Origin of the sequence: Chitinophaga sp. W2I13, assembly GCF_050434005.1 — a bacterium.
Classification (GTDB): Bacteria; Bacteroidota; Bacteroidia; order Chitinophagales; family Chitinophagaceae; genus Chitinophaga.
The window spans coordinates 4,266,234-4,282,546 of sequence record NZ_JBNPWD010000001.1 but is presented as its reverse complement, the minus strand read 5'-3'; the positions used below and the strand labels follow the sequence as shown (position 1 = coordinate 4,282,546).

Sequence of the window (16,313 nt, the reverse complement as noted above, 5' to 3'; positions counted from 1 at the left end):
TTGGTTTATGGTCAGTAATGATGTCCGTTCACCGTTTTATGGCCGGTGACCACCGTTATTTCCCTGGATGGCACTGTTGCTACGAGCATGCAGCCCAGGCTATTCAGTTCCACTTTCACGCGGTTACGGCTGATCTGTAAGATCCTGGCCGTGGAAGGAGAACGGTTTTCTTCTTCCTCTGCCCGGATAGGAAATTTTTCTACAGATACATCTTCATAATCACGGAGAAAATGGCGGATGAGCGCTATTTCGTGGTCTGGTATCACGGCCGGTTGCCCCAGCCAGTATACGAAGTTGACCACGTTGTCTGTTTCCTTTACCACCCAACTCCTGCTTTCAGGAATGTGTACGAATACGTAGGATGGAAAAAGAGGTTCCTGGATGATCTTACGGGCACGCACCAATGGTTTAGCGGGGACGTAGTGTTCCACCTTTTTACGGGTGAAAAGGTCTGCCACTTTTTTTTCGCATTTGGGCCGGGTATATACCGCATACCAGACCGGAGGCTGTTCATTAAACATAGTAGCCGGTTTTTAGGTGATCGGATAGTTTTGTGTAGAATTTATAAAGGCAGGAACGGGCATGACTTCGCCCTTTGTTATTTAATTCGACTATAGCGGGCTGCATTTACTTTACGGTGCGCCTGAATAATCCGGGTTTCTTTGTTATTTCCGTGTAACCGTATCCGTTAATATCACCATATCCGGATCCGTATCCGTATCCTGCCACACCTTGCCGCTTGATACCGTTAAACACAATGTTCAGCTTTCCTAATTCTTTATTCTGATACAACTCTTCAATCAGTTTAAGATAATTTTTCGGGGTACGCTGGTGACGCACCACATACAGGGTAGCATCGCAATAGGGCGCTATCAGGCGGGCGTCTGTTACCAGTCCAACAGGGGCAGAATCAATGATGATATAATCGAAACGTTCTTTCAGTTCACTCAGCAACCTTTCCAGTTCACCATTCAGAATAAGTTCACTCGGGTTTGGCGGCATAATACCGGCAGACAGTAAATACAGGTACTCGTTGTCTCCAACAGGTTGCAATATCTGCTGCAGTGATGCTTTTCCAACGAGGTAGTTCGTAATACCCGGATCCGCGCGCATGTTCAGCATCTTGCTGACCATTGGCTTTCTCAGGTCAAACTCCAGCAGGGCTACTTTCTTTTTGGCAAGTGACAAACTCATGGCCAGGTTAACGGATATAAAGCTCTTTCCTTCGCCAGATATGGAAGAGGTTATCAACAATGTTTTGCGATCGCCGTTTAATCCTATATAAGACAAAGATGTTCTCAACGCCCTGAACTGTTCTGCCACGGCTGTTCTGCTGTTATTAGACATCACGATCGCCTCTTTGCTGTCGTGGTACATAATTTCTGCTGCAATCGGCGCCGTCGTTATTTTTTCAATATCTGCCCGGAACATCACCTCACGGTTCATCATATCTTTCAGCGATACAAATCCTGCTACCAGTGCAAGTGCCGCCAGTACGGAGATACCGTACACCATTGGTTTCTGCGGACTGAAAGCATAGGCTGCTGCTTCCCCCGCATCTACCACGCGGCTGTCGGATACGGCGGCCGCGTATGCCAGTGCGGTTTCTTCTCTTTTCTCCAGCAGGAAGGTGTAAATATTATTTTTGATCACCTGCTGCCGGCTTACTTCCAGCAATGCTTTTTCTTTTCCAGGTACACTGCGGATGATACCCATGTTGCGGCTGTTCTCCGCCTGAAGGCGTGCTAAGCCAGCCTGCAGATTGGCGCGCAGGCTCCCGATGTTCTCCATGATAGCAGGTTTCAGGCGTTCTACCTGCCGTGTGAGGCTTGCCAGCAGCGGGCTGTTTTCGCCGGTGGTTTTGCGGAGTCTTTCCAGTTGTAATTCTGTTTCAGACAACTTGCTCACCAACTCCAGCAGCACCGGATCAGAAAGTCCTAATGTACCGGGTACAATGTTACCTCCCGGATTCTGGCTGGTAACATATCTTTCAATGGCATCCAATACGGAGATCTGCATATTGGCTTCACTGATCTTCCGGTCATTTTCCTGCACGCCTGCCAGGAATATTTTACTTTGTTCGCTGATATCCACAATGCCCTGGGAGGTTTTTGAAGTGTTCCACTTCTGTTTCAGCCTGGCCCAGTTCTGTGCTCACGATGCGCAGGCGTTCTTCCACGAAGCGCATGGTGTTTGCGGAAGTCCTGTTCTTATCTTCCACGGCAGCCTGGCTATATACCCGGATGAGTTCATTCACAATATCTTCCCCACGTTCCGGCGCTTCGTCTGTATATTCAAGATCCACTACACTGCCGGCTTTCGCGGCAGGCATAATTTTCATGGTACCGAGGATGATCTGCATCCATGTTTTTTCGTTCATGATATGCAGTACATAACCAGCGGTGGTATCTGTATGCCGGGCTTTTGCCTGGATGAGCATTTTTCCCCAACGGGTTTGTACCGTATCATTCAGCGGATATTTTTTACCGTCGATGGTTATACGCTTTTGCACGGGATCATAAGTGAAAGGCCAGTTGCCGGTAGAAGCCATCTGGATAGACTCCGGTTCCAGGAAGGTAAATTTCACCGGGCTATCTTTATAAAGTACAACGTCTCTTATTTTTCCTTTTTCTATTACTTCTCCATAAAGATTCAGGTTCCTTACCACTTCTTTTGTGAGCGTGCGTGATTTCAGGATTTCTATTTCATTTTCCATCACGGTTTTGCTGCCACTCATCAGGTCGAGCGATTGCAACATATCGCTGGCGCCGAGCCCGTTGGTGGCTTCCTGTACCAGGAGCACGCCGGATATTTTATACAGCGGAGTGGCATAACGGAGATAAAGGAAAGCAGCTATCAGTGCGGCTACTACGGCTCCTGCAAAGAAAGGCCAGTATGGCAGATAGCGGGAGCGAATGATAGTAAGCAAACTCTGAGGCGCTTCCGTGTGCTGGGTTTTATGTCCGTTAACTTTTTGCATAACCTAATTATTTATAACTAACCGGTCCAGGATAATAACAAGTAGTGAAAGACTGCTGAGAATAATTGGCAGGATTTGCCGCGAACGATCAGCCGTCGCCACTTTTGACTTATTGGGTTCTACATATAGGATATCATTGGGTTGCAGAAAATAGTAGGGTGAGTTCAGAATGCTCTTGTCGTTCAGATCGATGCGTCGTATAATCCGCTGCCCGTCTATCTCCCGGATCAACAGAATATTATTCCGTTTACCGAACACCGTTATATCTCCCGCCATTCCCAATGCTTCAAGGACCGATATCTTTTCGTTGGTTACGTTTACTACGGTTGGTTTACTTACCTCTCCCAGTATGGTTACACGGTAGTTGAGGAACCGTATGCTCACTACCGGATCTACCAGGAGCTTTCGTTCAATGAGCTGATCATGCAGGTATACGGTGAGTGCTTTTTTGGTGAGGCCTGTTACTTTTACGGGACCCAGTACGGGGTACTGTATAAATCCCTGTTCATCTACCAGGAAGCCTCCCAGCATGGCACCGGCTCCTGCATTGGCGCCTCCTGCGCCGGAAGCGGAGGTCATGTTTGATACATTATAAATGATCACATCCTCTGGATTAAGACTGCTTACGTTGATCTGTAATATGTCGTTCTTTTGGATACGGGGGTCGAAACTGCTATCTGACGGCATTAGCACCGTATCCCTTACATCATTGAAATAAACAGCATTTTTGGTTGACACGCACGAAGTAAACAAACAACTCAAGCATAGCAATCCCAATCCTATCCAGGTTAAGCAGGCTTTCAATATCATCGATATGGCATTTAACATCATCACTTACACTGACCGTTCCTCTCAATACAATATTACTTCAGAACGGGGTGGGATTCAATTACTCACTACAGTATAAATTGAGACGATTAGTTTGGGGTCCTTACTTATTAAAGTAACTTACCGTTCACAGCCACTGACATATTACCAAAAACGAAAATTTGATTATTTTATCTGAAGAAGGGCAAAAAACAGGGCAATGAATAAATTATTTGATAAAATTTTTGAGATTAACTCAGATTTGGTTGAAACATTCAATTTAAAATATACTTTTTTCAGATGTTGGTTTACAGTGAACACGGTTACAAACAACTTTGCTGCCATTTCCTTATATGAGTAGCCTTCCTTGAGCAAGGCCACCAGTTCATACTCCCTGCGGGTAAGTTTGTCTTTAATACTTTCCAGCGGATCTTTATTGATATGAGTAATGAGCAGATGGGCAGCACGGGGAGATAAAGAAGCGCCGCTTTGCACGGTGTCCATCACCGACTGATAGATATCACTAAGGCGGCTGGATTTAATCACATATCCACTCGCACCATTTTTAATGGCCTCAATAATATATTGCTGCTCCTCATGACCGGATAATACAATCACCTTTGTATCGGGATACACCCGCTTTACTTCGCGGAGCCCTTCAATACCGGATATACCTGGCAAGGTGATATCCAACAGGATTACTTTTACATCCGGGTAAGTAACCGGCAAGTCCATAAATTCCTCTATCGATTTGCAGGCAAACATGACCTTACACTCCTGGAAGTCCTCCAGGAACTCGCGGTAATTACTTAGCAGAAAATGGTTGTCTTCAATGATTCCAATGTTGATCATGGCTAAACGGGGGTATGGTACTCGAAATGATATGGTTTATTAAAATAATCTGATAGTAAATATAGCCGGAAAAATGATAGTTATCTAGTATAATTTTTTATGAATATGTTAAAGGCTTATATACAGATGAAAGAAAAATCAGTCCGCTCAAATAGTTATATTATAATAAATTCTATGTAAACAAATTCTCACTACATGTTAAATAAATGTAACCAAATGCTACTTTTTTAATAATATGAATAAGTTTCGTATATTGTGTACAGAACCATTTACGCTCCTAACCCGGTATCCTTCGAAATAGAAAACCTTTTTAAGAATCAACCAAAAAAAGAAGTATGCTGAACCATATCAAAAGGCATGCAGTTGGCCAAAAATCAATACTGGAAATGCGATCGGATTTCATTGCCATGGCTACCCATGAATTTAAAACACCGATCAGTGCCATCTCGTCTTCCATAGAATTGCTGGAAACCAAAATGCAGAGAGATGAATTGATGTTGCCGTTTTACGAACGCAATTTATCCCGCATTAAGGAAGAAATAGACATTTTGAGTAGCATGGTAGACGACATCCTCACCACTGGCAGCATGGTAGCCGGCAATCCTGTAACACAACCGGAAGAAACGGAGCTACCTATTTTTGCCAGTATGATCCGGCAACAGTATTTCAGCAACCGTGCCGACCAGCGCCAACTCCGCATCAAAGTATCCGGGCGCCCGCGGAATATCTACATCGACAGGAGCCACCTGGCCGGGATATTCACTAATCTCATCAGCAATGCGTTTAAATACTCTTCCGGCGATCCGCTACTCGGCCTGCATTTCCGGAAAAATCACCTCTGCATTAAAGTAAAAGACAATGGCATCGGTATACCGGAGGCGGATATACGTTTTTTATTCACGCCTTTTTTCCGGGCAACAAACGCTCACGGTAAAGAGGGCACCGGCCTGGGCCTGGCCATTGTAAAATCCTATGTTGCCGCCAACAACGGGCATATCAGCGTTACCAGCGGCAAAAATGGTTCTGTTTTCTCGGTTACCTTTAACTACTAACGAACCAACATCACCGTTCCCTTCAATAAATGCTGCTCATTGCGGCTGTCTGTAAACGTACATATATATACATAGGCCTGCACACCCGCCGGCGTGCCTTTAAAATTCCCGTCCCACCCCACCTCGGATGCATTACTCATAAATACCAAGGCCCCCCACCGGTCGTATACCCGTAACCGGTAGTCATGAATCACATCATATACTTTCGGACGGAACAAATCATTTAGGCCGTCGTTATTAGGACTGAAAGCACCGGGCATCACCACCAGGCAGTTTTTCCAGGGAGATTCCACCTTAACGGTTACACCGGCGCTGTAGTCATGTGCATCCATAATTTCCGCTACATGGCTACCCGCTGCAAGCCCGGGAAACACGCTATCGGTTTGCCATTGCCCATTGTCCAGCCGGTAACGGTAAGGCGGCGCACCACCGGTTACATGCAGCATAATCCTGCCGTCGGCTACTTCCCCGCAACTGCAGGGCTTTACACTAGCCTGCACAGCAGGCGGTATTAATGGGTCAATAGCCGAAAGATTGTCCATCAGCAGCGCTATTCCATACATACTTTTATTACAGGCCGCTGTTGGATAAGCCCAGCAGGAAATATAAGCATAGCTGCGATGCGGCCTGAATATGGCATGATACCTTTGCCAGTTTTCATGGGTAAAATTACCGGATGTCCATAACAACTCGGCGGTATCTCCCGGGGCATTACCCCCGAAGATCGCCAGGTTGCCATAACAGGCGGGATACAAATAATAAAGTGTAAACGCCAGATCCAAACTCAATACATAAGTGCTGTCCTGTTTCAACGAGGCAGGCAACTTTTGGGCAATGCCTTCCAGGAATCCTTTACCACTATGCACCCCTACATAACTCTTACCTGCTGAAGGAGCCAGCAGGATTTCAAAAACACCGGGCTGTGTGTCCGGCGTACCATTAGCCACCAGCCAGCCAGAAGGAACCAAACCTTTCCCGGTACGGCCTTCCAGCGAAGGGTTACTTAAGGGTATCTGCTGTGCCTCCGCAGGCACACACAACGCCAAAAACAGCCAGCAGCATAGTATTCCGTATATAACTGTGAGATCTGAAAACATGCCGCTCATTTACCGGATTAAAATTACCGGTTATATAAATGATGACATATACTCATACCAGTAGTTTGTCGTCTTACTTTTCTTTTGTTTTGTTTGCCTGAAAAAATATCTTTGCCCACAAAATACCCCGGCACGCGATTGTGCCATAGCTTAATCCGAAAAAAACTTATCATGAAAAGATCCGTACTGTACTTAGCCCTGGGAACCGCCCTTCTCACCACGTTTACGTCATGTAATGAAACTGGTAAAAAAGACAGCAACGCTGCGTACGAAGATAAATCTGCATCTTCCGCAAATGATGTAATTGAGTACACCAACCTGATTGTAGACCTTTCTAACAAGAACTCCGACTACGTAGTACGGCTGGTTAATAATGCCGACCGTGTAACCGAATTACTGTCTGGCAAAGGTAATCCCGCCTTCCTCAGCAGTATCATCAAACCTATTATGATTAATATGATCAGTCATGGTAAGGTGAAAGTGGAAGAACCGGTAGATGCCTTAAATAAGGCAGACCAGCAGTTTTTTAAAGAAAAGGTAACCAGCTTTAAAGGCTCGTTCGACAAGTTGAAAACTACTTACACGCAACTGGATGATTACCTGAAAGCACAGGACTACAAAGACGACAAAGGCGCAAAAGGCCTGGCACTGGCAGATTCTATCCGCAGCAGCGCCCAGGTATTTTTTGAGCAGAAAGCTATCCTGATGAAAAGAGTGAACGAAGTAGCAGATGCAAGTGAGGCCATCATCCTGAAAGACAGCCCCATAAAAGATTACGTATTGGCCATGAAAGCCGATATGCAGTCGGTACGTGATTACATTACCCTGCTGGGAGAAGGCGGCGCCGATTTCGCGAAGATCAGTGACAAAGCACAGGCAGCTTACGACGCCCTGGAAAAAAACCAGGCGGCACATGCGGGCATGGATATGGCCAATGCCGCGAAAGAAAACAAAGATTCATATTATAAGAGCTTCTATGACAGCTTTCACCAGTTCCTGCTGACAGCCAAAAGGATCATGCGTGACGCCAAAGAAAAAGGCGAAATGACCGACAGCCAACTCGAAACCCTCGATAACGCGCTGGATACCATGATCGGCAGATACAACAGCTTCACAAAATAAATTAACAATGGGTAGATATCCATCGCGGATATCTACCCATTTATCTTAGCCGTAACTATTTCTTAAATACTTCTTCCAGCTTCTTCTCTAATTCTTCTCCGCGTAAATTCTGCGCTATTATTTTTCCGCTGCCATCTATGATAAAGTTGGCAGGAATGCCTGAAATTCCAAACTCCAATACAGGATTACTTTTCCAACCCTTCAGATCAGATACATGCGTCCAGGTGAGTCCATCTTTTCCTACAGCTTTCAGCCATGCTTTTTTATCGGTATCCAGTGATACACCGAGGATATCAAAACCCTGATCATGGAAGCGCTGATATGCTTTTACCACGTTAGGATTTTCTGCACGGCAGGGACCACACCAGCTGGCCCAGAAATCTACCAGTACAACTTTTCCTTTGTAGTCGGTCAATTTCACCAGTTTGCCGGTGCTATCAGGCAGCGACATTGCCGGCCGGGCGCCCACGCTCATTTTAGCATGTTTATCCATCGAGGCTTTGATAGCCAGTCCGTAGTCCGTTTTCCTTGCGGGATCTGCGAGTAGCTGATAGGCGGCCGCCGCTTTTTCCGGGTAGGAATAATTGATATACCTGTCCAGGATCACAAATGCGGCTACCGCGGAACCGGGTGAACGCTTTACAAAAGCGGTAATGGAGCTATCCAGTTCTTTATCCAGATCGGCAAAACCGGCTGCTACCACCTTTCGCTCCACGCTGTCTTTGTTTTTTTCTGCTGCATCTGCACGCTGATATAATTTACCGGCTTTCTGGCGTATCGCTTCCCATGTTTCCGCCCACCCGGCATATAAAGGCTGATTTCCCGAGCCTGCTATTTTTGCGGCTCCCATGGAATCCTTATGAGCGGTAATGGTAATAGTGCTATTTTCCAGGAAAAATGATATCCCGTTATATTTATCAGCGGCAGTCCATATCGAATACAGTTGCGGTGAGCCTACTTTTCCTTTAAACGTAAACTTTCCATTCTTCAGCATGGTGGAATCCGGCTTATGGTCTGGCAACATGAAAGTATTCAGGTATACCTTACCGGTATCCTCGCCGTGGATAACGCCATTAATCGCATAGCCCTTACCGTTTTGTGCCTGTGCCGACAGCATACCAACAGTGGCTGCCAACAGGACGATTGATTTCTTCATATTAATAGTGGGTTTTGATGGTTATGCTGCTTTATAGGTCATACTTACAATTTTGCCGAAACCGGTGAACACCTTTACATCCTGGAAATCGCCCAAAGGACTGATCTTATAGCGGTACAATTTTCCTGCTGTACCGTTCCAGGTACCTACCATTACGTCGTCGCCCGTACACTGGAAGTAAGTTACCTGCTCTCCTGCTGCAATAGTCTTAATGGTCCTTGCTTTACCGGAGGGGATATCATACAGGTAGATGTTGCCGTTAACGAGAAAATAGATCTGTTGCAGTTTTTTGGAGCTGGTCATTTTAGTGAAGGCCGCCAATTCAGGAGCATCGCCTGTGATCAGTTTTTTTGCGACGGCGGGGTCCGAGCGGTTGCCATCTATCTGGTACAAATAATAATTACCATTATCCTTGAAGATAGCGTTGTTCAGGAAAGGCGCATTTCCCTGGTCCATAGCAAGAAGATCCATCCCGATGTTACGCATATCAAAGTAACTGCCCGGCTCGGGTGCGCTGAAAGCCACCAGGGAAGGGATCAGGGAAGCGCCTGACAGGTACACAAAGCCTTTGGTTTTTGTATCAAAAAAGAAAGCGGTATAGGGTGTTTTCTCACCAGTATAGGGTTGCGGACCGACTCCTGTATAAGAAGAAAAATAATAGTCATCGCCCTTACCTCCCGGAAAAGGAAGGGTATTGAGATATTTTACATCTCCCGGAAAACCTCCGGCAACACGTACCTGCAGATGACCGTCGTTAATCAGGATATTCATGCCGGTATTGATTTGCCCGAACTTCTGCGGATGGAACACGGCCGGTGTTTCCCAGAACCAGCTGGTGTAGTCTGTTAGCTTCGTCATTTCTGTATACTCCAGTTCTATGGCGTTGTCAGTGCCAAACATCCATACCGATTTAGCACCGTAATAGTTAGTGGTAGCTACCTGCAGCGGTTCATTCAGTACATAGTCCTTATTCAGCTCTGTGAAAATATGATGGAAGAAGGTATCTGTTTTCAGGATGATGGTCATATCTGTTTTGCCAGCCACATCTTCCATCACGAGCCATCCTTCGCTGAAGCGGTTGATTACCTTCAGATTGAAGAACTTAAAGTAAGAAACGCCGGAAGCTTTCACGGTTACTTTATAAATGAGCCTGTAAATGCCAGGTTTCACACGGATAGCCTGGTGAAGGTAACGGGTGCTGTCGAGGATATATACCGGATAAGCATCTTCAGAATCATTCTGGTGGATGCTCCATTCATATACCAGGCCATTATCGCCTGCAGGCACGACTTCTTTAATATCGGGCTTCACAGTTAATGTGTCAAACTGCAGCACGGCGTCAACTGCCGTAGTATCGGAGATACTGAGCACGTTAATAGGGATAATATCTTTATTGCTGTTGTCTTTCAGGCAACCGGACAGCGTGAGCATCACCAGCATTGAAACACACAACCAATTATATACTGACAATTTCATATTGCAACTTTTAGGATAAAGAAATAAGAGTGCAGGTTAAATAGCAGGGAAAGTGACCCGGTTGCCATTTTCATCTATCAGCGGCCCGTTTGTATTTTCGTAACGGATCAGTTCTACCCGCATCTTTTGCAGGATAGACATGATCTCCGAAAATTGTGCGCCTGTTCCCATTGTGATAGCGGTGGTACCTAACCGTGATACCATGAACTGATGCTTGGTAAGTGAATATGCGCCATAGAAGAAGTCGCTCCAATCAGCGGGTTTCAGCAACATATCCGTTATCCTTATCTGGTAATTAAGGCTATTAGCGAATCCTGCGGCAAAGTCATCGGAGGAGGCTATACGAAAATAAACAGAGAACACTTTATTCTTCATGTCCGGGGTGCGGAACAGGTATACCGGAAACTTTATGGCATATTCACCTGCCTTTATAACGGCAGGGCCTATATCAAAATGTGTTCCTTTTACAGCGGTGGAGCTGTCTGTTATTACGAGGTTGAACTTCCTGTCGGTAGCAGTAGCCAGCCCGGTGATCCGCATATTAAGGTACACGGTATCTTTCAATACGGTATCCGGTTTTACCACAAATGTATAATTGATACTGTCGGGTAGTACAAAATCCCTGGAAAAGTAGATCGCAGGCAATTCTTTGTACATCAGCCGCTCTTCCTTGCCACATGCACTTACCAGCAGGTATAATATGGCTGTTGCTATCAGCCTGTTAATATTCTTCATGTTTGATAATTTAAAGAGATGCAGAGATGATTACTTTCCAAACTCGATTTCCTGGTTTGGCAATGGCAGTACGTACTGCGTATTATTGATGGTGCCATTAAGGGCGCCCTCAATTTTAGCCAGGTTTAACCGTTTGTAATAATAGAAGAGTTGTCCCACGCAGATAAAGTCCCTGCGATACTCTTTAAATATTTCATTCTGTAAAGTAGTTGCGTCCAGTCCTGCAGGCAGTTCTATAATATTCCTGGCAGCGCGGACTTTGTTCAGCCACTTAAGCCCTTCAGCAGGAGCCGGTTCACTTTCTGCGGCGATGTAATACATCTCTGAGAGAGAAAGCACCGGTATTCTCTTCTTTAGTGATTCCCTGTTTTCATCTACCTGCCAGAGCTTACTGGGGAAGATAATACCATTGCTTACGCCCCACAAGCTGTTACTTACAAAGCGGATGTCGGTACTGCCGCCTGCTGCCGTTTCAAACACTGCCTTTCTGCGTTCTTCAGTGATGGTAAATTTCTTATACATCTTATCACCGGTAGCCATCATAAAATAGCTGCTCACGGGATCTTTCAGCTTGGATACATAAATGGAGAAAATGTGTTCCGGTGTAAAGGTCCTGTTGAGATCAACGGCATTGGTAGTTAATTCACCGGAAGTAATAAAGCGGAAATTATTGCTGGCAATTACTTCTTTTGCATAGGCGAGTGCCTGTACTTTATCGTTATTATAGAGATACAGTCTTGCCAGTAATGCTTTTACCGCCCAATAGTTCATCCGGTTGTTGCGAAAGGCGAGGAAGTCGTCGTTGCTACCGGGGTTGTTCATTTGCGGATATACTTTCAGTAATGCTTCTGCTTCTTTCAGATCTTTCTCACATAAGGTAATCACCTCGCTTACTTTTAAGCGCGCCTGTGGTGTTACCGTAAAGGAAGTCATATAAGGAATGGCGGTAGCAGTAGCATCTGATTTAGGAGAAGGTGCATATAAACGCAGCAGATCGAAGTGTATAAAAGCCCGCAGTGCCAGCGCTTCGCCTTTGATAATATTATAGTTATCCGCTGTAAAGATTGATTTTTTGTTGTCGATATTTTTCAGGATATAATTTGTTTGCGCGATGGTGGCATACATATTACCCCAGATACTATTGATGATGCCTGTTATACCGGCATTGCTATACTGGTAGGTGGCGGCATAAAAAAAGTCGTGATCTATTTTCGTGGTGTTGTCGTATCCCTGCGATAAGACTTCCAGGAAACTGAAAGTCAGGTAGCCACCGTATAGTTGCCCGTCGGCCGCTTTCTGATAGCTGCCATACAGTGCATCTTTGAAACCCTGTTCAGTAGAAAACTGTTCTGATTCCTTGATTTCTGTCTTGGGTCTTACATCCAGCCATTTCTTGCAGGAGGTAAGTGTGAGTGAGGTGATGGAAGCTACCAGGAAAAGTATATTGCGTAGATGTTTCATGTTCAGATCCTCTTAAAATTAAAAAGTGGTTTGTAACTGTAAAGTGAAGCTGCGGCTGAAAGGATAATCCAGGCCTCTTTCCCGCTTAATGCTGGACCACCAGAACAGCTGGTTGGTGAAGAGGGTGAGCTTGGTATCGTGCAGGCGTAACCGTACGTTCTGCGCGTCACTTAAGCGGTAATACAGCGAGGCGCTTTCGAGGCTCAGCCAGTCGTCTTTCTGTACAAAGCGGGAAGTGGCGTAGGTGATGGTGTTAATGGTGTACCCGTTATTATCCACAATTCCCTTATAAAAAGTTATGTCACCTGGCTTTTTCCAGCGCTCTTCAAATACACGGCGGTCCACATTAAATCTCATGTCAGCGCTTTCTACCCTGTCAACCAGTGTTTGGTTATAGGTATAGCCACCAAACCGGTACCGGAAGTAGAGGTTCACCCCGATACCTCTTTTTTCAAAATTGGTTCCGAAGGTTCCTTCCAGTGTAGAGCGGGCATCTCCTACTATTACCTGGTCCAGCGGATCATACACAGTAGTAGTAGTACCGTTGCGGGTACGAAAAATTTCTCTCCCGGTAGAAGGGTCGATGCCCAGCGAAGGCACTGCCCAGATAGCGGTGGTACTACGGCCTTCAGCAAAGCGGGCCAGCGGTGTGGTGCTGAGTGAATCAGTATTTCTTTTGTTTAGTTGTTCGAGGGTATTGGAGATTTTCTCAATTTTATTCTGCACATGAAATCCGTTGGCAAAAACGGACCAGCTGTCGCGGTTCCGCGAATTAGAGAAAATGGTGTAGCGTAAATTTACTTCATACCCTTTGCTTACTACGTCGCCCATGTTATCCATATACATGGAAAAGCCGGTAGATGGGGCGGTGGTGATAGACACAACAGAACCTTTTGTCTTCTCTTCAAAATAGTTGGCGGTAATATCCAGTCGTCTGAAAAAAGTACCGTCAATACCAAAGTTGCTTTTGGCGGTCTGCTGCCAGGCAAGATTGGGGTTACCAAAGCCAAGCAGGGAGGTGCCGAGGTGATATAAATAATCCTGGTCGGTATAGTACCTGCTGGTGGTAAGACCGAGGTAGCTGGCAAAATTGGAAGAGCCGGTATATCCGTATGAATAGCGGAGTTTTAGCCGGTTGATAGCGGTACTGTTTTCCAGGAATTTTTCTTTATGAATATTCCATCCGCCGCCTACGCTCCAGAAAGAGGCAAACCGTTTATTGGCGCCAAACTGGGAAGATCCATCCAACCGGTATGAAACATCCAGCAGGTAACGGTTATCGTATGCGTAACTCACATTGGCGAAGTATCCCAGCAAACGGGTAAGCCCTTCTGTGCCGAATGGCCGTGCACCTGTTTTGTATCCGTTTCCCAGTGTCACCTGGTCCAGTTTATCATTTGGGAACCCGTTGATGGTATAGGATTCTGAAGTCAGTTTTTCCTGGCGCAGGGTGGTACCGAGTGAACCAAAAAACATGTGTGATCCGAACGATTTGTTTAAGTCGATGGTGAAAGCCCCATCGATTGTATTCCTTAAACCGTAACCTTTCGTGTAAGATCCTTTTTCATAATATCGTTCCACAGGGATACTGTCGAAGGCAGTGTGTTGCGCCGGCAGGAACTGATCTCCGCCGTTGGTGGTACGCTGATAGGCAAAGCGGCCGGTAAAGCGCAGCCATTCTTTTGCCTGCCATTGCGCAAAAAAGTTGTTAGTGATATTTTGCTGTGTATACTGATCTACTGTGTGCAGGGATACATTATAAACCGGGTTCAGTTGTGAAGCCAGCCGGGTGTCATCAAAGAAGCGGATATCTTCCAGGTAGTATTTGGGATTTCCGTTTGCATCGTAAGGCGACCAGTAAGGATTTAATTTAGTATAAGTATAAAATGAGCCATAGGGTGAGTTAACTGCCTTGTTGAAATTGAGGGTAAGATCATTTCTGAATAAAAAGTTTTTATATCGATAGGACAAATACGTGTTACCGGAGATATTCTGCCGGCTGGAGCCTTTCATGACTCCCTCTGTAGTGTTGTAGGTACCATTGAGGCCGTACATCACCGATTCCGAGCCACCTTCCAGGTAGAGGTTATGGGTACTGCCAATGCCGTTGCGCAGGGGTACATTGAGCCAATCGGTATTGATACCTTTGGCTACTTCCGCCAGGCGGTAGTTATACTGGAAATCTTTTTCTTCCTGCCAAACGGGGATGGGATAGCCGTTATAAAGACCTGCTTCTTTTTCCAGCTGGAGTTTCTCTTTGGAGTTTACCAGGTCATAGCCTTTGAGGTCGGGCAGTTCTGCCACCACACTACCGGTATAGGTTACACGTAAACTGCCTTCACGGGGTCTTACGGTTTCAATAACAATTACGCCGTTAGCTGCACGGGAACCATAAATAGAGGTAGCTGCCGCATCTTTCAGGATAGTGACCTTTGCGATGCGGTTCATGTCAAAATCGTTTACCCGTTGTAGTGATACTTCAAAGCCATCCATAATAAAGAGTGGTGTATTGGGGCTGGTGGTAAAGTCGTATACGTTGTTTTGATTAGTGCCATTCAGATTACCGAGGCTGTTGCCGCCTCTCACCACTACACCGGGCACTGCGTTGGGGTTGGAGCCGGCAGCGATATTTTCCGGCATCTGGAAAGAGGGATCGAGTGCGCGCAGTGCGCTTAATACGCTGTTACCCGATACCTTGTTCAGCTCTTCTTTTGTATAGGAAGATGCTGCACCGGTGAAGTTTTCCGCCGGCCTGGAAAACAGTCCGGTTACCACTACTGCGTTCAGTGACTTGGAACTGGTACTGAGTTTAACCGTGAGGTTAGCGGATCTGCGTACTTCCACTTCCTTTGTTTCATAGCCAACATAACTGATAAGCAGGGTGGCTTTACCGGCTGATACATCCACCGGTATTTTAAAGGCGCCTACTTCGTTTGAGGTGGTGCCGTTCAGTACTTTAGTTCCTTTCTCAATAACAGTGGCGCCCACAATGTGGTCGCCGCTTTTTTCATCGAGGATACGGCCGGTAATAACTGCCTGTTGTTGGAATAGTTCTGCTGCTTCATTGTCCGAAATGCCGGGATTGGCAATAGGTTTTACATACAATACCACGCTGCTGTCGACCTCCCGGTAGGCGAGATTAGTATTCTCCAGTACTGCATTCAGCGTAGCGCTTACGGAACGGCTGGCAGTGGGGAGCGTGATATGTTTGTACTTCGCTACTGCTGTAGGGGGATAAGCAAAAAGAAATCCGCTGGCCTGCTCAATTTTCTTAATAGCGCTGTGGAGCGTTTCATCTCTGAGGCCGAGTGTAATTGTTTTCTTTCCCAATTCCTGGCCCCACACCGGTGAGGCTATCAGTAGCTGAACGGACAATGCCAGCAGAAAAGAATACAAGAAAATTATCTTCATAATAAAACCTGTTTTGCCCTTTTCCCTAATGTATGGTTGGTTGATTCGCATAGGGACATAGCGATCCCTCATGGAGATTAGATCCATAATTCTGATGGTTGATTTAGATAATTACAATTAAAAAAATTAGCAGCTACACGCGGTGCACAACGCGCTTTACCGGA

14 protein-coding genes are annotated in these 16,313 nt (G+C 45.9%); 3 read left to right on the top strand and 11 right to left on the bottom strand.

All coding sequences use genetic code 11. The features are described 5' to 3' along the window. Nucleotides 1-11: 11 nt before the first annotated feature. The 4 genes from QFZ48_RS17885 to QFZ48_RS17870 all read right to left on the bottom strand — a co-directional run bounded on the left by QFZ48_RS17885 (nt 12) and on the right by QFZ48_RS17870 (nt 3,718). Nucleotides 12-521, bottom strand: coding sequence for a transcription termination/antitermination NusG family protein (locus QFZ48_RS17885; protein WP_370908286.1), 510 nt, complete (start codon nt 519-521; stop codon nt 12-14). Nucleotides 522-627: 106 nt separating this feature from the next. Next, nucleotides 628-2,094: a polysaccharide biosynthesis tyrosine autokinase gene (locus tag QFZ48_RS17880; protein ID WP_429063129.1), complete on the bottom strand. Its 1,467-nt coding sequence runs from the start codon at nt 2,092-2,094 to the stop codon at nt 628-630. Continuing rightward, nucleotides 2,072-2,980, bottom strand: coding sequence for a Wzz/FepE/Etk N-terminal domain-containing protein (locus QFZ48_RS17875; RefSeq protein WP_429063128.1), 909 nt, complete (start codon nt 2,978-2,980; stop codon nt 2,072-2,074). The genes QFZ48_RS17880 and QFZ48_RS17875 overlap by 23 nt, the downstream gene beginning before the upstream one ends. A gap of 3 nt (nt 2,981-2,983) precedes the next feature. After that, on the bottom strand, nt 2,984-3,718 hold the full coding sequence (locus QFZ48_RS17870; RefSeq protein ID WP_429050706.1) for a polysaccharide biosynthesis/export family protein: 735 nt from the start codon (nt 3,716-3,718) through the stop codon (nt 2,984-2,986). Between QFZ48_RS17870 and QFZ48_RS17865 the strand changes: the two genes are divergently transcribed. Beyond that, nucleotides 3,708-3,887 (top strand): hypothetical protein, encoded by a 180-nt coding sequence (locus tag QFZ48_RS17865; protein WP_168771290.1) that lies wholly within the window; start codon nt 3,708-3,710, stop codon nt 3,885-3,887. The genes QFZ48_RS17870 and QFZ48_RS17865 overlap by 11 nt on opposite strands. A gap of 86 nt (nt 3,888-3,973) precedes the next feature. On the opposite strand, the gene QFZ48_RS17860 is transcribed toward QFZ48_RS17865, so the two are convergent. Further along, nucleotides 3,974-4,639, bottom strand: coding sequence for a response regulator (locus QFZ48_RS17860; protein ID WP_429050707.1), 666 nt, complete (start codon nt 4,637-4,639; stop codon nt 3,974-3,976). A gap of 335 nt (nt 4,640-4,974) precedes the next feature. On the opposite strand from QFZ48_RS17860, the gene QFZ48_RS17855 reads away from it, so the two are divergent. Continuing rightward, nucleotides 4,975-5,691, top strand: a complete 717-nt coding sequence (locus QFZ48_RS17855; protein ID WP_370908290.1) for a sensor histidine kinase — start codon at nt 4,975-4,977, stop codon at nt 5,689-5,691. On the opposite strand, the gene QFZ48_RS17850 is transcribed toward QFZ48_RS17855, so the two are convergent. Then, nucleotides 5,688-6,788, bottom strand: coding sequence for a gliding motility-associated C-terminal domain-containing protein (locus tag QFZ48_RS17850; RefSeq protein WP_429050709.1), 1,101 nt, complete (start codon nt 6,786-6,788; stop codon nt 5,688-5,690). The two genes, QFZ48_RS17855 and QFZ48_RS17850, sit on opposite strands and share 4 nt — an antisense overlap. A gap of 171 nt (nt 6,789-6,959) precedes the next feature. Between QFZ48_RS17850 and QFZ48_RS17845 the strand changes: the two genes are divergently transcribed. Continuing rightward, on the top strand, nt 6,960-7,910 hold the full coding sequence (locus tag QFZ48_RS17845; RefSeq protein ID WP_429050710.1) for a DUF3829 domain-containing protein: 951 nt from the start codon (nt 6,960-6,962) through the stop codon (nt 7,908-7,910). Nucleotides 7,911-7,965: 55 nt separating this feature from the next. On the opposite strand, the gene QFZ48_RS17840 is transcribed toward QFZ48_RS17845, so the two are convergent. The 5 genes from QFZ48_RS17840 to QFZ48_RS17820 are packed head-to-tail and all read right to left on the bottom strand — an operon-like array spanning nt 7,966 to nt 16,149. Then, complete coding sequence (locus QFZ48_RS17840) at nt 7,966-9,066, bottom strand: redoxin family protein (protein ID WP_429063127.1); 1,101 nt, start codon at nt 9,064-9,066, stop codon at nt 7,966-7,968. A gap of 21 nt (nt 9,067-9,087) precedes the next feature. Then, nucleotides 9,088-10,542 (bottom strand): PKD-like family lipoprotein, encoded by a 1,455-nt coding sequence (locus tag QFZ48_RS17835; RefSeq protein WP_429063126.1) that lies wholly within the window; start codon nt 10,540-10,542, stop codon nt 9,088-9,090. 36 nt (nt 10,543-10,578) lie between these two features. Continuing rightward, on the bottom strand, nt 10,579-11,277 hold the full coding sequence (locus QFZ48_RS17830) for a DUF4843 domain-containing protein (RefSeq protein WP_429050713.1): 699 nt from the start codon (nt 11,275-11,277) through the stop codon (nt 10,579-10,581). A 30-nt stretch (nt 11,278-11,307) separates the two neighbouring features. Next, the gene (locus QFZ48_RS17825) at nt 11,308-12,738 is read right to left on the bottom strand and encodes a RagB/SusD family nutrient uptake outer membrane protein (RefSeq protein WP_429063125.1); all 1,431 of its coding nucleotides are present in this window, start codon (nt 12,736-12,738) and stop codon (nt 11,308-11,310) included. Nucleotides 12,739-12,756: 18 nt separating this feature from the next. Then, nucleotides 12,757-16,149, bottom strand: a complete 3,393-nt coding sequence (locus tag QFZ48_RS17820) for a SusC/RagA family TonB-linked outer membrane protein (protein WP_429063124.1) — start codon at nt 16,147-16,149, stop codon at nt 12,757-12,759. Nucleotides 16,150-16,313 lie beyond the last annotated feature (164 nt).

Bases quoted from the DNA above. Each gene is read 5' to 3' on its own strand.
- QFZ48_RS17885 (WP_370908286.1), bottom strand. From the start codon at position 521: ATGTTTAATGAACAGCCTCCGGTCTGGTATGCGGTATATACCCGGCCC.
- QFZ48_RS17875 (WP_429063128.1), bottom strand. From the start codon at position 2,980: ATGCAAAAAGTTAACGGACATAAAACCCAGCACACGGAAGCGCCTCAG.
- QFZ48_RS17860 (WP_429050707.1), bottom strand. From the start codon at position 4,639: ATGATCAACATTGGAATCATTGAAGACAACCATTTTCTGCTAAGTAAT.
- QFZ48_RS17855 (WP_370908290.1), top strand. From the start codon at position 4,975: ATGCTGAACCATATCAAAAGGCATGCAGTTGGCCAAAAATCAATACTG.
- QFZ48_RS17850 (WP_429050709.1), bottom strand. From the start codon at position 6,788: ATGTTTTCAGATCTCACAGTTATATACGGAATACTATGCTGCTGGCTG.
- QFZ48_RS17845 (WP_429050710.1), top strand. From the start codon at position 6,960: ATGAAAAGATCCGTACTGTACTTAGCCCTGGGAACCGCCCTTCTCACC.
- QFZ48_RS17840 (WP_429063127.1), bottom strand. From the start codon at position 9,066: ATGAAGAAATCAATCGTCCTGTTGGCAGCCACTGTTGGTATGCTGTCG.
- QFZ48_RS17835 (WP_429063126.1), bottom strand. From the start codon at position 10,542: ATGAAATTGTCAGTATATAATTGGTTGTGTGTTTCAATGCTGGTGATG.
- QFZ48_RS17830 (WP_429050713.1), bottom strand. From the start codon at position 11,277: ATGAAGAATATTAACAGGCTGATAGCAACAGCCATATTATACCTGCTG.
- QFZ48_RS17825 (WP_429063125.1), bottom strand. From the start codon at position 12,738: ATGAAACATCTACGCAATATACTTTTCCTGGTAGCTTCCATCACCTCA.
- QFZ48_RS17820 (WP_429063124.1), bottom strand. From the start codon at position 16,149: ATGAAGATAATTTTCTTGTATTCTTTTCTGCTGGCATTGTCCGTTCAG.